The 17536-nt window shown below is 62.7% G+C and carries 11 protein-coding genes; 7 read left to right on the forward strand and 4 right to left on the reverse strand.

Annotated features, from left to right (window positions below; genetic code table 11):
* Positions 1-9 precede the first annotated feature (9 nt).
* From ACYVHT_RS04085 to ACYVHT_RS04115, 7 genes are all read left to right on the forward strand, one after another.
* Positions 10-2775: a TonB-dependent receptor gene (locus ACYVHT_RS04085; protein ID WP_460548238.1), complete on the forward strand. Its 2766-nt coding sequence runs from the start codon at positions 10-12 to the stop codon at positions 2773-2775.
* 3 nt (positions 2776-2778) lie between these two features.
* Positions 2779-3960, forward strand: a complete 1182-nt coding sequence (locus tag ACYVHT_RS04090; RefSeq protein ID WP_460548241.1) for a DUF4249 domain-containing protein — start codon at positions 2779-2781, stop codon at positions 3958-3960.
* Positions 3961-4007: 47 nt separating this feature from the next.
* On the forward strand, positions 4008-6437 hold the full coding sequence (locus ACYVHT_RS04095) for an MG2 domain-containing protein (protein WP_460548243.1): 2430 nt from the start codon (positions 4008-4010) through the stop codon (positions 6435-6437).
* Between the two features lie 124 nt (positions 6438-6561).
* The gene (gene polA / locus ACYVHT_RS04100; protein WP_460548245.1) at positions 6562-9450 is read left to right on the forward strand and encodes a DNA polymerase I; all 2889 of its coding nucleotides are present in this window, start codon (positions 6562-6564) and stop codon (positions 9448-9450) included.
* 27 nt (positions 9451-9477) lie between these two features.
* On the forward strand, positions 9478-10668 hold the full coding sequence (locus tag ACYVHT_RS04105; protein WP_460548247.1) for a hypothetical protein: 1191 nt from the start codon (positions 9478-9480) through the stop codon (positions 10666-10668).
* Between the two features lie 76 nt (positions 10669-10744).
* On the forward strand, positions 10745-11167 hold the full coding sequence (locus ACYVHT_RS04110) for a DoxX family protein (protein WP_460548249.1): 423 nt from the start codon (positions 10745-10747) through the stop codon (positions 11165-11167).
* Positions 11168-11174: 7 nt separating this feature from the next.
* Positions 11175-11657, forward strand: coding sequence for a DinB family protein (locus tag ACYVHT_RS04115; RefSeq protein ID WP_460548251.1), 483 nt, complete (start codon positions 11175-11177; stop codon positions 11655-11657).
* A gap of 83 nt (positions 11658-11740) precedes the next feature.
* Here the strand turns inward: ACYVHT_RS04115 and ACYVHT_RS04120 are convergent, their stop codons facing one another.
* From ACYVHT_RS04120 to ACYVHT_RS04135, 4 genes are all read right to left on the reverse strand, one after another.
* A complete protein-coding gene (locus ACYVHT_RS04120) occupies positions 11741-12205 on the reverse strand; it encodes a lipocalin family protein (protein ID WP_460548253.1) in 465 nt (154 codons plus the stop codon).
* Between the two features lie 77 nt (positions 12206-12282).
* A complete protein-coding gene (locus tag ACYVHT_RS04125) occupies positions 12283-13476 on the reverse strand; it encodes a PQQ-dependent sugar dehydrogenase (RefSeq protein WP_460548256.1) in 1194 nt (397 codons plus the stop codon).
* A gap of 144 nt (positions 13477-13620) precedes the next feature.
* Complete coding sequence (locus ACYVHT_RS04130) at positions 13621-15198, reverse strand: carboxylesterase/lipase family protein (protein WP_460548258.1); 1578 nt, start codon at positions 15196-15198, stop codon at positions 13621-13623.
* Positions 15199-15204: 6 nt separating this feature from the next.
* A complete protein-coding gene (locus tag ACYVHT_RS04135; protein ID WP_460548260.1) occupies positions 15205-17340 on the reverse strand; it encodes a sigma-54-dependent Fis family transcriptional regulator in 2136 nt (711 codons plus the stop codon).
* Positions 17341-17536: the final 196 nt, after the last annotated feature.

The raw sequence follows: 17536 nt of genomic DNA on the forward strand, positions 1-17536 counted from the left end.
GCCGTTGCAATGAAGCACGCTTACCCTGCGCTTTTGGCGCTGTTTTTCCTGTTTTGCGGCCTTCGCAGCCACGGACAGCAAGCCGAGAAAACCGTGACCGGCACGTTCACGCGCCTGCCCTTCGAGCAGCTGGCGCGGCAGGTAGAATCCCAGACCGACTACAAGGTGTATTTCGACCCGGCCGTGGTCGACAGCCTGTTCGTGACCATCGATGCCCGCGCCTGGCCGGTGCAGGCCGTGTTTTACCAGGCCCTGCAAAACACGGTGTTCAAGTTCGCCATCGACGACGAGCACCGCGTGTTTGTGACCAGGGACGTGGCCATCAACCCGGCACTGGCCGACGATTTTTACCAGGCCCGCACCACCGGCGCAGTGGCCGTCGAGGAAGAAACCGCGCCCACCGGGCCGGCGGGCCGCTCGCACCTGGTGAGCGCCTCGGAGTATAAGGTGTACACCATTGGCACGGGCGGCAGCGGGGCCAGCCGCGTGACGCTGGCCGGCCACATCCGCGAGCAGAAGTCGGGCGAGCCGGTGATTGGGGCTTCGATTTACTCGGAATCGCCCAACATCGGGGCCAGCACCGACCAGTTTGGCTACTTCTCCCTGACCATGCCGCCCGGCCGCTACGACCTCAAAATCCGGGGCGTGGGCATCAAAAACACCAGGCGCCAGGTGGTGCTGCAAGGCAACGGCAAGCTGGAGATTGAGGTGGAGGAAGACATTGTGACCCTGAAGGAAGTGGTGGTGGAAGCTGAGAAGGACAAGAACGTATCGGGGATGCAGATGGGCGTGGAAAAGCTCGACATCAAGACCATGCGCCAGGTGCCCACGGCCTTTGGCGAAACCGACATTCTGCGGGTGGTGATGACGCTGCCCGGCGTGAAAACGGTGGGCGAGGGCAGCACCGGCCTCAACGTGCGCGGCGGCGCCACCGACCAGAACCTGATTCTGTTCAACGACGCGACCATCTACAACCCATCGCACCTGTTCGGCTTTTTCTCGGCCTTCAACCCCGACATTCTGCAGGGCGTGGAGCTGTACAAAAGCGCCATCCCGGCCAAGTACGGCGGGCGGCTGTCGTCGGTGCTGGACATTACGACGCGTGAGGGCAACAAGAAAAAGATTGGCGGCTCGGGCGGCATCGGGCCGCTCACCAGCCGCCTCACGCTGGAAGGCCCGCTGGTGAAGGACAAAAGCTCGTTCATCGTCAGCGGCCGGGCCAGCTACTCCGACTGGATTCTGAAGCAGCTGAGCGATAAGAACTTTTCGCAAAGCTCGGCCGCGTTCTACGACATCACGGCCCACGTCAGCCACGAAATCAACGACAGGAACTCCATCTACGCCACCGGCTACTTTAGCTCCGACCGGTTCCGGCTGGCCAGCGACACCACCTACCACTACACCAACCAGACCGGGACGCTGAAGTGGCGACACAGCTTCACCAACCAGTTTTACGGGGTGCTGACGGGCACCTACAGCCACTACGACTACGACGTGACGAGCCAGAAAAACCCCGTCACGGCCTCGCAGCTCAAATACGCCATCAACCAGGGCGGCCTGAAAGCTGATTTCAGCTACTTCCCCAACTCCCGTCACACGGTGGACTTCGGGGTAAGCTCGCAGCTTTACGTCATCGACCCCGGCAGCCTGCAGCCGCGCGGCGATGCCTCGCTGATAAAGCCCGACGTGCTGGGCCAGGAGCGCGGCCTGGAAAGCGCCCTCTACCTGTCGGACCGGTTCGACATCACGCCGCGCTTTTCGGTGTCGGCGGGCCTGCGCTACTCGCTGTTTCAGGCGCTGGGGCCGCGCTCGGTGTACCAGTACGCGCCGGGCGAGTCGCGCTCCGAAGCCTCTATTACCGACACGGTCAGCTACGGCTCCAACAAGGTGCTGGCCACCTACCACGGGCCGGAATACCGCCTCTCGGCCCGCTACTCGCTCAACGACCATTCGTCGGTGAAGGCCAGCTACACCCGCACCCGCCAGTACATCCACCAGCTCTCGAATACGGCTTCGGTATCGCCCACGGACGTGTGGAAGCTGAGCGACAACAACATCCGGCCGCAGGTGGGCGACCAGTATTCGGTGGGCTACTACCGCAACTTCAAGAATAACACCATCGAAACGTCCATCGAGGGCTATTACAAGAAGCTGAACGACTTCGTGGACTACAAGAGCGGAGCCACGCTGGTGCTCAACCACCACATCGAAACCGACATCATCAACGCCCAGGGCAAGGCCTACGGTGTGGAGGTGTTCGTGAAGAAGCTCACCGGCAAGCTCAACGGCTGGGTGGGCTATACCTACTCCCGCTCACTGGTGCAGGTGAACGCCGCTACCACCGAAGACATGGTGAACGGCGGCCAGTACTACCCCAGCAACTTCGACAAGCCGCACGACTTCAACCTGGTCGGCAACTACCGCTTCAGCCGCCGCTTCAGCACCTCGCTGAACTTCAACTACAGCACCGGCCGGCCCATCACGCTGCCGCTGGCCAAGTACTACCTCGGCAATTCGCTGCGCGTGCTCTACTCCGACCGCAATGCCTACCGCGTGCCCGACTACCTGCGCATCGACCTGGCTGTTAACATCGAAGGCAGCCACAAGGTGAAGAAGCTGGCCCACAGCTCCTGGACGGTGGGCGTGTACAACCTCACCGGCCGGCGCAATCCGTACTCGGTCTATTTCAAATCGGTGAACGGGCAAATCAAAGGCTACCAGCTGTCGATTTTCGGCAATCCGATTCCGACGATTTCCTATAATTTCAAGTTTTAAGCTATGCGCACGTTCTCTTTTACCGGCCGGTGGGCATTGCTGAGCAGCTTGCTGGCGCTGGCCGGCTGCACCGACCCGTACATGCCCGATGTCATTTCCACGCCGCCCAGCTACCTGGTGGTCGATGGATTTCTCAACAGCCAGGGCATTACCACGCTCCGGCTCTCGCGCACGTATGCCGTGGCGGCGAAAACCGCGCCGCCCGTAGAAACCCGCGCCACGGTGTATATTGAAGACGAGGCGGGCACCCGCCAGCTGCTGACGGAGAGCAGCACGGTGAAGGGCACGTACACTTCGAGTTTTCTCACCCTGAGTCCAGCCCGCAGATACCGCCTGCACCTCAACACGCTGGCTGGCAAGGAGTACGCATCGGACTACGTGCCGGTGAAAACCACGCCGCCCATTGATGCCGTGACCTGGCGGACTGACAATGACGGGCTCAACATTTACGTCAATACCCACGACCCCAGCGGCACCACGCAATACTACCGCTGGGAAACCGACGAAACCTGGGAAATTCTTCCCATCTACTCGCCCATCGTGGAGTATGTGGGTGGCCGGATGCGCGACATTGTGGTGCCGTTTCCGAGCATTTGCTGGGGCAATGCCCATTCCTCCATTGTGCAGATTGATAAGACCACGGCCCTAAGCCAGGACGTGGTGTCTGACTTCCGGGTGCGGCAGCTGCCGTCCACCACGGAGCGCTTGTTTTCGCAATACAGCATTCTGGTGCAGCAGCACGCCCTCACCAAGGAGGAATACGCTTATTGGGAGCTGCTGCGCAAGAATACGGAAAGCATTGGCTCACTTTTCGACCCGCAGCCCGCCCAGCTTACCGGCAACATTCACTGCCTCAATGGCACGGATGTCGCCGTGGGCTTCATCGGGGCGCACTCGCTCACGGAGCGCCGCATTTTTATCCGGCGCTCGGCCCTTCCCACCGCCTGGCGGGTTTCCAACGGCTACGAAAGCTGCCTACCGCCCGACACGGTGTTTCTCGACCGGCCCAGTCCGCCCACGCCCAACCCGGTGCTGATACTACAGTCGGCTTTTGCCGCAGGCAGCAACTTGCCCATCTACCCGCTATATAAAAACGGTGTTATAAATGCCTACACGGCCAAGTCCCGCGACTGCATCGACTGCCGCACGCGGGGGGCTTCCGTGAAGCCCAGCTACTGGCCTTGATGATGGCCGGCGAATTGGCAACCTCTTACGAACCTGCATCTTCTGCTATGAAATCAACTGCTCGCAAATCGTCATCGGGCGCTGGGGCTTGCCTCGGGCTGCTGCTGAGCCTGACGGCCGCCGGCCCCGCCCTGGGCCAGGTTGCGCCGCTCGATTCGCTGGGCGGCATCACCGGCAAGGTGCTGCGCTACCAGCGGCGGGGGCCGCAGGAAAAGCTGTTTCTGCACCTCGACCGGCCGCTGTACCTCAGCGGCGAAACCATGTGGTTTAAGGTCTATGCCGTGGATGCCACTTATTCCAGACCGCTGGCGCTGAGCAGCGTGGCTTACGTGGAAGTGCTCGATGCCAGCCAGCACCCCGTGTTGCAGGGCAAGGTGGCGCTGGCCCAGGCCACCGGGCAGGGCTCGTTTGCGCTGCCGGCCGCGCTGCCAGCGGGCAGCTACACCGTGCGCGCCTACACCAGCTGGATGAAAAACTTCAGCCCCGAGGCCTATTTCCACGCGCCCATAACGGTCATTAACGCTTCGGCCGCCTCCGGGGCTGGCAGCAAAGACTCGGCCACGGCCGAGGCCCGGTTTTTTCCCGAGGGCGGCAACCTGGTGCGCGGCCTCCGCAGCCGGGTAGCCTTCAAAATCACCGACAAAGCCGGGCACGGTGTGCCGGCCGAGGGCAAGGTGCTCAATCAGAGCGGGGCAGTGGTGGCCACGTTCCGCACGGCGCGGCTGGGCATGGGCAGCTTTGCCTTGGTGCCGGCGGCGGGGCCGGAGGTGTACACGGCCGTGGTCACGCTCAGCAACCGTCAGACCATCAGCCGCAAGCTGCCCGCTCCTTTTGAGCAAGGCTACGTGCTGCGCCTGGAAGATGCCGGCCCCGACCAGCTGGCCCTGACGGTGAGTGCCAGCAGTCCGCAGCCGGCCACGGTGTACGTGCTGGCGCATTCGCGGCAGCAGGTGGCGCTGGCTACGCGCCTGCAGCTGACCGATGGCCAGGGCCGGCTGCTGGTGAGTAAGCGGGCGCTGCTGGATGGGGTTTCGCACTTCACGCTGTTCGATGCCGGGCAGCGGCCGGTGTGCGAGCGGCTGTACTTCCGGCCCGCAGCGCAGGCCCTCGCCATCACGGCCCGCGCCGACAAGCCGCAGTACAGCCCCCGCAGCAAGGTGAGCGTGCAGGTGAGCACCGCCGCCGCCGCGCAAACGCCGCTGGCGGCCCAGCTGTCGATGGCCGTGTACCGGCTCGATTCGCTCAACCGGGTGGCTCCGGTGACCATCGACCGCTACCTGGGCCTGACCTCCGAGCTGCAGGGCACCGTCGAAAACCCGGACTACTACTTCGCCGCAACGGGCCCGGAAGCCGCCGAGGCGGCCGACAACCTGATGCTGACGCAGGGCTGGAGCCGCTTTCGGTGGGAAGAGGTGCTGGCGGCTGCGCCCAGGCCGTTTGAATTCCTGCCCGAGCCCTACGGCCCGGTGCTGCAGGCGCAGCTGACGCGGGCCGGCACCAACGAGCCGCGCACCAATGTCACGGCTTACCTGGCCTCGCCCAGTCGCCTCACCCGCCTCACCAACGCCACGGCCAATGAGCGGGGCCTGGCGCTGTTTGAGCTGGCCCCCCTTGCCGGTCCCCGGGAAATTATGCTCCAAACCGACCCCGGCCAGGACAGTACCGTGCAGATAAAGGTGCTCAGCCCCTACTCTGGTCGGTTTTCGGCGGCGGCCTCTCCGGTCTTCGGCCTCACGCCGCGCTTCCAGGCCGACTACGCCAAGCGGCATTTCCAGGCGCAGGTGCAGCAGGTATTTGCCGGCAACCTGCGCAACCGCTACGCCGCGCCGGCCCCCGTGGACAGCATGGCCTTCTACGGCAAGCCCGACGAAACTTACCTGCTGGACAAGTACACCCGCTTCAAGGTGCTGGAGGAAGTGCTGCGGGAATACGTGCCCGGCGTGGTGGTGCGCATCCGCAAAGACGGCTTCCACCTGCTGGTGGTGGACAAGGTGAACAAAACAGTGCTTCAGGAAAACCCCATGGTGCTGCTCGACGGCGTGCCGGTGTTCAATATCAACAAGATAATGGCCATGAACCCGCTGAAAATCCGCAAGCTGGAGGTTATCGACAGCCGCTTTTTTCACGGGTCGGCTATCTACAACGGCATCGTGGCCTTCACCACCTACAAGGGCGACCTGGAGGACTTCCCGCTCGACCCGCGCGTGCTGGTGGAGCGCTACGAGGGCGTGCAGCGCCAGCGCGAGTTCTACGCCCCGCGCTACGACACGCCCCAGCAGCAGCAAAGCCGCCTGCCCGACCTGCGCAACCTGCTCTACTGGAACCCCGCGCTTGCCACCACCGGCTCCGAAGCCCGCACCGTGGATTTCTACACCGGCGACCAGGCCGGGCGCTACCTGGTGGTAGTGCAGGGCCTGGCGGCCAATGGCCTTTCGGGCAGCCACAGCTTTGTGCTGGAGGTGAAGCCGGCGCTGTAGCGCCGGTTTTTCACAGTTGCCCAACGGCCCTGACGATGCTTTTCGGCAAAGTCAAGGCCGTTTTTGTTCGCTGGCATTGGCCCAAACCATCCCCGCCTTTCTCCCGCCCTCTTACCTTCGCCCTATGACCGACACCGCCGCCGCCACCCCCAAAAAGCTCTTCCTGCTCGACGCCTTTGCCCTCATCTACCGCTCGCATTTCGCGTTCAGCAAAAACCCGCGCATCAACTCCAAGGGCATGAACACGGGGGCCGTGCTGGGCTTTACCAACACGCTGGTGGAGGTGCTGCAAAAGGAAAAGCCCACGCACATCGGCGTGTGCTTCGACGGGCCGAAAAAGACGTTCCGCCACGAGCAGTTTGCCGCCTACAAGGCCCAGCGCCAGGCCATGCCCGAGGACATCGGCATTGCCCTGCCCTACATCAAGAAAATTATCCAGGGCTTCCACATCCCCATTCTGATGATGGAGGGCTACGAGGCCGACGACGTGATTGGCACGCTGGCCCAGAAGGCCGAAAAGGAAGGCTTTGAGGTGTTTATGATGACGCCCGACAAGGACTACTGCCAGCTGGTGACGGAGCATATCAAGATTTACCGCCCCGCCTTCATGGGCAACGCGGCCGAAATCCTGGACGTGCCCCACGTGCTGGCCCGCTTCGAGATTGAGCGCGTGGAGCAGGTGATTGACATTCTGGGCCTGCAAGGCGACGCTTCCGATAACATTCCCGGCATTCCCGGCATCGGCGAGAAGACGGCCAAGACGCTGATTCAGAAGTATGGCTCGGTCGAAAACCTGCTGGCCAACGTGGACGAGCTGAAGGGCAAGCAGCAGGAAAACGTGCGCAACTTCGCCGAGCAGGGCCTGATGAGCAAGGAGCTGGCCACCATCCACGTGAATGTGCCGCTGGACTTCGAGCCCGACAAGCTGGTGCTCGATGCGCCCGACGAAGCGGTGCTGCGCGAGCTGTTCGACGAGCTGGAATTCCGCCAGCTGGCGGCCCGCATCCTGAGCGGCGGCCCCGAGCGTGCGCCGGCCGGCGTGGCCGCGCCCGGCTCCAAGCCCGTGCGCCGGCCCCGGCTGGTGCCCGGCGGCCAGGCTTCGCTCTTCGGCAACCCCGGCGATGAAGCGGTGGCCATTGGCGCCGAGGAGGGCGAAACGGCCGGCTTCGGCGCGCCCGCCGGCCCGCGCAAGCGCCTGGAAGACGTGCCCTATCAGTACCACCTGATGGACACGCCCGCGCTGCGGAAGTCGCTGCTGGATTTCCTGTTGCAGCAAACGGAGGTCAGCTTCGACACCGAAACCACCGGGCTCGACACCATGACGGCGCGGCTGGTGGGCCTGAGCTTCTGCTGGCTGCCGGGCGAGGCCTACTACGTGCCCGTGCCGGCCGACGACCAGGCCGCCACCCAGGCCATCGTGGACGAGTTCTGCCCGTTTTTCTCGGCCTCAACCATCCTGAAAATCGGCCAGAACATCAAGTACGACCTCACCATTCTGCGCCACTACGGCGTGGAAATCAGCGGGCCGCTCTTCGATACCATGCTGGCCCACTACCTCATCGAGCCCGACATGCGCCACAACATGGACGTGCTGGCCGAAACCTACCTGCACTACTCGCCCATCTCCATCATCGAGCTCATCGGCCCCAAGGGCAAGAAGCAGATTACGATGGCCGACGTGCCGCCCGCCCAGGTGAAGGACTACGCCTGCGAAGACGCCGACGTGACCCTGCAGCTCAAGCACGTGTTCGAGCCGATGCTAAAAGAGCTGGGCCTGCTGGGCCTGCTCAACGACGTGGAGAACCCGCTGGTGCCGGTGCTCAGCAGCATCGAGTACGAGGGCATTCGGATTGACTCGGGGGCCATGAACGAGTATTCGGCCGAGCTGCAGGGCTACATCAAGGAGCTGGAAACCCAGATTTTCCGCGAGGCCGGGCAGGAGTTCAACATCGGCTCGCCGAAGCAGCTGGGCGAGGTGCTGTTCGACAAGATGGACATCGGCAAGGGCAAAATCAAGAAGACCAAAACCGGCCAGTACGCCACCGGCGAGGAAGTGCTGAGCCTGCTCGCGGCCGACAACCCCATTGCCGCCCTCATCCTCGAATACCGCCAGCTCACCAAGCTGCGCAGCACCTACGTGGAGGCCCTGCCCCAGCTGGTGAGCCCCGTGGATGGCCGCGTGCACACCAACTTCAACCAGGCCGTGGCCGCCACCGGCCGCCTGAGCAGCACCAACCCCAACTTGCAGAACATTCCCATTCGTACGGAAAAGGGCCGCGAAATCCGCAAAGCCTTCGTGCCGCGCGACGACCAGCACGTGCTGCTGGCCGCCGACTACTCGCAGGTGGAGCTGCGCATCATGGCCGACTTCTCGGGCGATGCCACCATGATTGAGGCCTTCCGCCAGGGCCTCGACGTGCACGCCAGCACGGCCAGCAAGGTGTTTAAAGTGCCCATCGGGGAAGTGGACAGCGAGATGCGCCGCAAGGCCAAAACGGTCAATTTCGGCATCATCTACGGCATTTCGGCCTTCGGGCTAGCCCAGCGCATCGGCATCAGCCGCAAGGAGGCCACCGACATCATCGAGACGTATTTTCAGGAATTCCCCTCGGTGAAGGCCTTCATGGACGGCAGCATCAACCGCGCCCGCGAGCTGGAATATGCCGAAACCCTGCTCAAGCGCCGCCGCTACCTGCGCGACATCAACTCCCGCAACGCCACCCTGCGCGGCTACACCGAGCGCAACGCTATCAACGCTCCCATCCAGGGCACGGCCGCCGATATCATCAAGATGGCCATGATAAACATCTACCACTGGCTGCGCGAAGAGAAGCTCCAGACCCGCATGATTCTGCAGGTGCACGACGAACTGGTCTTCGACGCCGTGCAGGAGGAAGTGGCCTACATCACCCCTAAAATCAAGGAGCTGATGACCACCGCCCTACTCCTGCCCCACGGCGTGCCGCTGGAAGTGGAAGTGGGCACGGGCCGGAACTGGCTGGAGGCGCACTAACCGCTTGGTGGATTACGTTGTGAACCCATGCGTTTTTTCCGGATGCTCTGGCGGTTACTGGTTGCTTTTCTGCTGCCAGGCCTGTGTATTTCTTGTGGAGTTGATGAGCCAGCACCGCCGGCCAAATCCTATCCCGCTGATTTCATCGGCTTGCAGCAGCAATGGAAGCGAACCGAAAAGTGCAATAGTCCTTTGCTAGCTCCCCCGGTTATTTTTCGGGATAGGAGCCGCGATGATAATGGGAAAGTCACGCTGAATTTTGAGCTCCGATTGGCTGCCAAGCCTTTGGGATTGCGCCACCAGCTAGTGCGCTTGCCCAATCCCTTTGCAGCCAAAGCTCGTCCGCTTGGCACTTCCATTATCTACCAGCACCACTTGGTTGCGCTGTTTGCGCCAGGAAGCTTTGCGTGCTTTCGCCTTACGGACTTCAGCCGTAACAAACAGCTGGAAGGCCAATTGAACACGCTGTCGTTTGAGCAGCACTGGACCCTGAACCAGCAGCTTATCGGCTGGCACCAGGGCGCAGCCTACCGCTTCGATACGCTAAGCCGCAACTGGCAGCCCTACCACGGCCCGATGCCTTTTGCCCGAAAGGCGAAGCTATTTGAAGACGAGCGGTTTGTCTGCACCACCGATTGTCAGGGCGAGTTTGGCGGTCACGTTTACTTCTTCGACAAACGTACCGGCCGGACTCATTATACAACCGCTACCTGTGCCACTGCTATTTGGAAGCAGAACGGCAAATATCATTTGCTGGCATCGTTGCCGAGCAATACGAAAAGCGGCATTGTGCTGGCGCCGGAACAGTTGCCGCTTATTTCTCAGAAGCTTAATCCGGCGCACTCCTGGGAATATTCCGATTTGCCAAGTTTGGAGCCTGACCCATTCATGCAGCGGAGATTTTTCTACTGGCTCACGATGCTCGGCTGCTTTCAGTGGCACCAGCAACAACTGTATCTGGTAACTTGGCGTGAAACCACCTTTTTGGCCACTATCGACCACGATATTATCACGGTTGTGGACCCATTGTTTGTCCACTCGTTGGAAAACTTTAGTCCCAGTTCCGTAAAATACGGCTCTGACTTAACCTTTATTAGTCTTCCTCACTACGAAAAAGGCACTTATGAGGAATCTTCTTGCTTGCTGGCACAGGGTAATATCGTTACGATGATAGAGTGGGGTAAGCAGCCCGCTCGATATTCATATTGCAATTATTAGCACATGATTATCACTAGCTACTAAATCGAATCTGCTTGCATGTCGTATAGCATTTCGACCAATTCATTCGAAAGCTATGCCGCACCACCCCCACACCACAACCCTCCAAAACGTAGCCCGCGGGGTGCTGGGCACGTTTATGGTCTTTGCCGGCACCGGCCACCTCACCTTTGCGCGGCAGGATTTCCAGGCCCAGGTGCCCGATTTTGTGCCCGGCGACAAGGACACGACCGTGCTGGCCTCGGGCGTGGTGGAAATTGCGCTGGGCCTGGCCCTGCTGCTGCTCAAGGGCAAAAACCGGCGGCGCATGGGCGTGGGACTGGCCGCGTTCTACGCGGCGGTATTTCCCGGCAACGTGCACCAGTACACCGAGCACATTTCTGCCTTCGGCCTCAACACCGATGCCAAGCGCCTGGGGCGGCTGTTCTTCCAGCCCGTGCTGATGGGCGCGGCGCTGTGGAGCACCGGGGCCCTGAACAAGCATTCAACGAAAAAGTAGCCGCCTCATGGACAATCCCACTCGCCAGGGCATCGTTGCTGAGCTTATCAGCCTCATTACCAAAGGCAACGCCCACGCCACCTTCGAGGAAGCCACGGCTGGCCTCACGCCCGAAACCTGGAACCGGCACGTGCCGGACGTGCCCTACACCATCTGGCAGCTGGCCGAGCACGTTCGCATTGCGCAGTGGGACATCGTGGAGTTCTCGCTGGGCGAGGCGCACAAGTCGCCGGAGTGGCCGGCCGGCTACTGGCCCGCCAAAGACGCCACCGCCGACGAAAAGCTGTGGCAGGCCACGCTCGACCAAATCCAGGCCGACCGCCAGCGCTTCATCGACCTGCTGCACGATGAAAAAACCGACCTGCTGGCCAAAATTCCCCACGGCGACGGCCAGACCATCCTGCGCGAGGCCATGCTCATTGGCGACCACAACGCCTACCATACCGGCGAAATTATCCTGATTCGGCGGCTGCTGAAGGCGTGGAAATAGGTATCCACAACGATTTTCCCAACTTTTCCAGCACAAAAAAAGCCGCCCATTCAGAGCGGCTTTTTTGTGCTGGAAAGCAGCGGCTAATTCGCGGTGAAGGTGGCCGTGACTACGGTGGTCACGGCCCCGTCGATGACCGTGCCGCGCAGCACCATGCGCGTGGCGCTCAGCTCCACAATGTCGGTATTGGCGGCGAAGGAGCCGAACAGGGTGGTCGTGACCAGGAGCTGCGACTCGTTGTTTATCAGTTCCCACCGGCCGGCATAGGTTTGCGGGTCGTTGAGGCTGCATTTCAGGGCGCCTTCGTTGGCCTCGGTGGTGTGGCTGTCGTTGAAGCGGATGTAATTATCTTTTTCGCAGGGCAGTAAGCTGGCGTAGCGGTCCTGGCTCAGCGCCCCCTGCTGCGCGGTCACAGCCGTCATTTTCCAGTTTTTATTGACCAGAGCAGTGGTCCTGGCGCTGGGCTCGGTGGTGGGAGTGGTCGAATCTTTTTTGCAGCCCGCCAGCAAAGCCAGGCCCGTTAACGTCCAGAGAAAAAGGTTTTTCATGAAATGTGGAATGGGTGTGAAGGGCCAAAGTTAAGGCCGCCCACTACACCAGCCGGCACCACGTTCCGGCTTCGGGGCTACTTTTTAGCGTAGGCCACGCGGTAAATCACGCCGTTGTCGTCGTCCGACATCAGCAGCGCGCCATCGGTGGCCTGGATTAATCCGCAGGGGCGGCCGAACTCCGACTTGTCATTTTCCACCAGGAAGCCGGTGATGAAGTCCTCGAACTTCTCGGGTTTGCCCTGGGCGTCGAAATGCACGCGCACCACCTTATAGCCCGAGGGCTGCGTGCGGTTCCAGGAACCGTGCATGGTCACGAAGGCATCGTTTTTATAGGCGGCCGGAAACTGGGTGCCCTTGTTGAAAACCATCCCCAGCGGGGCCGAATGGGCTTTGTAGAGCAGCAGCGGGCGCTGGTTTTTGGCATCGAACTGCTCGTAGCTTTCGCCGCTCTTGGGCTTGTTGGCGGGGTAGTGCTTGCCGTCGGCAATGATGGACGGCCAGCCGTAGCCGGCCCCCTGCTTCAGCTGGTTCAGCTCCTCCATCTGGTCCTCGTCGCCGAGCCAGTCGATGCCGTGGTCCATGCCGAACAGCTGGCCCGTGGCGGGGTGCCAGTCGAAGCCGATGGTGTTGCGCAGGCCGTGGGCATACACGCTGCGGCCCGAGCCGTCGGTTTTCAGCACCAGCAGGGTGGCGTTTTCGGGGTTGTCTTCGTCGCAGGCGTTGCAGGTGCTGCCCACCGACAGGTAGAGCTGGCCATCGGGGCCGAAGCGCAGGACGCGGTTGGCGTGCTGGCCGGCATCGGGCAGGTCGCTGTAGAGAATTTTGGGCTCGCTCAGGCCACCGTCGGGCAGCACATCGGCCACGTAGATTTCCCGGATGGCACTCAGGTACATTTTGCCGTCTTTCAGCGCCAGGCCGTGCAAGTGCGGCTTTTGGGCCACCTGGCGCACCATTTCGGCCTTGCCGTCCCGGTTGGCATCGCGCAGCAGCGTGATGGTGCCTTTCACGCGGTTGCTCACGTAGAGGTCGCCGTTGGGGGCCTGGGCCAGCATGCGGGGCATGTCGAGCCCCTCAGCGTATTTGGTGATGGTGAAGCCGGCCGGCACTTTCAGGGCAGCCACGCGGGCATCGGTGGCGGGCAGCTTGCTGGGCAGGTAAATATTGCCCGTCATGTGAAAGGGCGTGGCGGCCGGCGGCACGTTTTGGGCGGCGGCCGCCAGAGTAGTCAGGGCCGTGCTGGCCGTTAGCAATAGTTGGCGTAAACGCATGGTCGAAAGGCAAAAGGATTCAGCCATTCAACTGCTATTTCCATCCGGGAGTTACGTTTTTAGTAAGGGTGGGGCTTGCCCTCGGCAGGCCGTTTGCACCGAAACAACGATTCCGTTCAACGACGGGTGGGAGCAGCCCCACCCCTACCGCACATAGCCTTGCACCGGAAATTCCGCATCTTCATACGGCGCCGCAACGGGTTCCATCCGGCTGTTGTCATCGAAAATCATCGCCTGTTTTTCGGGCAAGATATAAGCCGGCCACGCCGGGCCGGGCTGCCCGGCTTTAATGAAACGCGCCCAGTACGCGTGCATGGCCGCAGCCAGTGCCGGGTCGGCCGCCCGGCTGGGGGCTCCGGGCGCGGCGGCGTTGGTCGCGGCGGCCGAGGCCCCTTTGGGCGCGTTCCACACAAAGGCCAGCTCCTGCGAATGCACTGGCCGGGCCGTGGCGTTGTGCCAGTCGAAGCGGTAGAGCCAGGTGGGCACCTGCTGAGCCGCCAGCGCATTGGCCAGCCGGTAGGTGGTCATGCGGTAGAGGTAGTCGGTGAGGGTGGTGCTCCAGGCCGATGGGCCGGGCTGGGTTTGGCGCAGCTGCTGGTAGGCACGCCAAACGTAAGGCGCATTTTTGGCCCCGAATACCGGTTGCAGCGCACTTTCGCCGGGCTCGTGCAGCACCGAGCCGGGGCCAATGAACGCCTCGGCTTCTTCCTGATTGCTGCCCAGCAGCACGCGCAGCGGGGCCGCCGGCCGGCGCAGATACTCCAGCGGCGGCGCGGGAATGGTGGCCCCGTCCAGCACCGGCCCAAAAGCCTGCAGGCCCCGGGTATTGCTCGTGAAACGGTCCTGCGCCCGGATAATGTCCGCCGCCGGCAGCGTGAGCAGGGCGCGGGCATCGGGCTGGTGCAGCTCCTGCAGCAGCTGGCGCAGCACGGCGCCGGCGGTGGCCGTGTCGCGCACGGCCTGCACCGCGCCGCTTTCCAGAATGGCCTGCTGAAACAGTGGCCGGGCGGCGGGCGTCGCCAGCAGGCCGCCCACCAGCTTGGCCCCGGCCGACTGGCCCATGACCGTTACCCGGTCGGGGTCGCCGCCGAAGGCGTCGATGTTATTGTGCACCCAGCGCAGGGCCGCCACCGCATCGAGCAGGCCACAGTTGCCGGCCTGCGCATAGTCGGGGCCCAGCAGCTGGCCCAGCGGCAGAAAGCCCAGCGCCCCCAGCCGGTAGTTGATGCTCACGGCCACGATGGTGTCCTGCGCGGCGAAGGTCCAGGTATCGTTTTCCTGCCCCGAGCCGCCGGTGAAAGCCCCGCCGTGCACCCACACCACCACCGGCCTGCGCGCTTTGCTGGGCAGGGCCGGGGCCCACACGTTCAGGTAGAGGCAGTCTTCGCTGCCCTGCACGCCCGTGGGGCCGCCCGCCTGCGTCGCCTTCGGGCCCCAGGCGGCAGTGGTGAGAATGCCCCGATGCTTCTTCAGCGGCTGCGGCGGGCGGAAGCGCAGCGGCCCCACCGGTGCCTGCGCATACGGAATGCCCCGAAACACCCGCAGCGGGCCTTCCTGCACGCCCTGCACTTTGCCATCGTGGGTTTTCACGAGGGGGCCGGGCGCGGGCTGGGCCCTGCTGAAAAGCGGAACAAAGCCGAGCGGCAGCAGTGCCAGCAGCGTGAAGCGGCAACGGGCCCGGCGCTTCGACGGCCCCCCAGGGGCGGGTAATTGGTTATCCATCATCCGTTACGCTTGCACGCCCACCGTGCGTCGGATGCCCAGCTTTTTCATGCGGGCCTCCAGGGTTTTGGGGTTGATATCCAGTAGCGTGGCCGCGCCCTGCGCGCCGCTTACCCGGCCGCCGGTGCGCTGCAAAGCGGCCAGAATATGGTCCCGCTCCTGCTCTTTCAGTGTTTTGATGGGTGCCGGCAGCAAAGCCGTCGGCGCTGCGGTGGCCGCCATCATGAGCGGCGCGCCCGCAAAGCCCGCAAACTCCAGAAACGACCCCTGGCTCACGATGATGGCCTGCTCCAGCACGTGCTCCAGCTCGCGGATGTTGCCGGGCCAGCTATAGGCCTGCAGGGCCGCCAAATCGGCCGGGCGCACCTGGCGGATGGGCTTGCCCAGGCGCTTGCTCAGGCGCTGCACAAAGTGGCGCAGCAGCGGCTCAATGTCTTCGCGGCGCTCGCGCAGGGGGGCCAGCTCGATGGGGAACACGTTGAGGCGGTAGTACAAGTCGGCCCGGAAGCGGCCGGCGGCCACCTCATCGGCCAGCACGCGGTTGGTGGCAGCTATCACGCGGGCATCGGAGTGCAGCACCTTGGTGCCGCCCAGGCGCTCAAACTCCCGCTCCTGCAGCACGCGCAGCAGCTTGGCCTGCAGGTCCAGCGGCAATTCCCCGATTTCATCCAGAAAAATACTGCCGCCGTTGGCCAGCTCAAACTTGCCGATGCGCCGCTCTACCGCCCCGGTGAAGGCCCCTTTCTCGTGGCCAAACAGCTCGCTTTCAATGAGCTGCGCCGGCAGCGCGGCACAGTTGAGCTTGATGAGGGCGCGGGCGTGGCGGGGCGAGGCGTTGTGCAGCTCGCGGGCCACCAGTTCCTTTCCGGTCCCGGTTTCGCCCGAAATCAGCACCGTGGTATCGGTGGGGGCCACCAGGCCAATGCGGCGCTCTACCAGGTGCAGGGCCGGACTGCTCCCGATGAAGGCCCCGGCATCGGACCCGAACCGGGCCGAGGTGTTGATTTCATCGACGAGGTAGGTACGCTCCTGCTCCACCTGCGATTTCAGCTCCTCAATCTGCTCGAAGGCAAAGAGGTTCTCCAGGGCCAGCGCAATCTGGGGCGTGAGCGCCAGCACGGTGGCCAGGTCCTCGGGGCGAAAGGCCGTGGGGTTGGGCGAGGCCAGCATGAGCACGGCCGCGCCATCGGGCCGCTGCCAGATGGGCACAATGAGCATGGCCCGCGTGCCGTACTCCTCATACACGTGCCGCAGCAGCGGGTAGCGCTGGGCCTGGGCCCGGAAGTCATCGGCGGCGTAGAGGCCGGGCACCTTCAGCAACTCTCTCAGCTGCTGGTACATGGCCGACGCATCCAGCCGGTTCAGGCCGTTCTGGCGGTTTGGGTCGAGGGCCAGCAGCGGCGCATCCTGGCCTTCGCCCACGCGCGAAAACTCAGCAAAGCCCTCAAAAGGCTCCTGCCGCCCGGCCCGCTGCACCCGCAGCCCAAAATAATCGAAATGAACCACCTGGCTCAGTGCCTCGGCCACGGCCCGGAACAGGGGCTCGCGCTGCTTGATGCTGAGCAGGGCGTTGGTGATGTTGAGCTGCAGGGTGCGCTCCTTCTCGCGGCGCGCTACTTCCTCGAATGCCAGCGTGTTGGACACGGCCACGGCTATCAGCGAGCCGATTTTTTCCAGCAGCTTTTCGTCGGCTTCGGTGAGGTGGGGCGTGCGGCGCGACGCCAGCGTCATGAACCCGGTGAGGCGGCCGCCAATGTGCAGCGGCACGGCCGTGAGGTGCGTCACGCCCAGGTGCGTCATTTTTTTGTAGGCCGCATACTCCGGATAATCAGCCAGGTACTGTTGCGGCGTGAACTGCTGCACCCGCGGGTCGGCCACCAGCTTTTCGATGGGCGAACCGGCAATGGGCGAGAAATAGTCGGCTCCCGGCGGCAACGGCGGCGCTTCGTCGGTGCCGTAGTAGTCGCGCAGAAACAGGCGCTTCTGCTTCACCTCTTCATCAAAGATGTTGATGCCGATGAGGTCGAACGGGAAAATGAGCCGCAGCTTGGTCGTGACGGCTTTGAACAGCTTGTCCTTTTCGCGGATGGTGGCAATGGCCTCGTTGAGGTGCAGCAGCAGGGTTTCGTCGTTCGTTGGCATAGGCAGTGGCGCAGGCTTCGGCTGGTACAACAATAAACGATTTAAGCAGGCGCTTACTTTAAGCGCCCCGCATTTTTCCCGAAATATCAGGAGTAAAAATAGGGAAATTCCTGCTATTTCAGGAATCGGGATTAAAATTTTTAATCCCGGCACTGTGGCAAAAATAAATTTAAATTTTTTAATCGGTTAAAAATCA

The organism is Hymenobacter daeguensis (assembly GCF_054780555.1).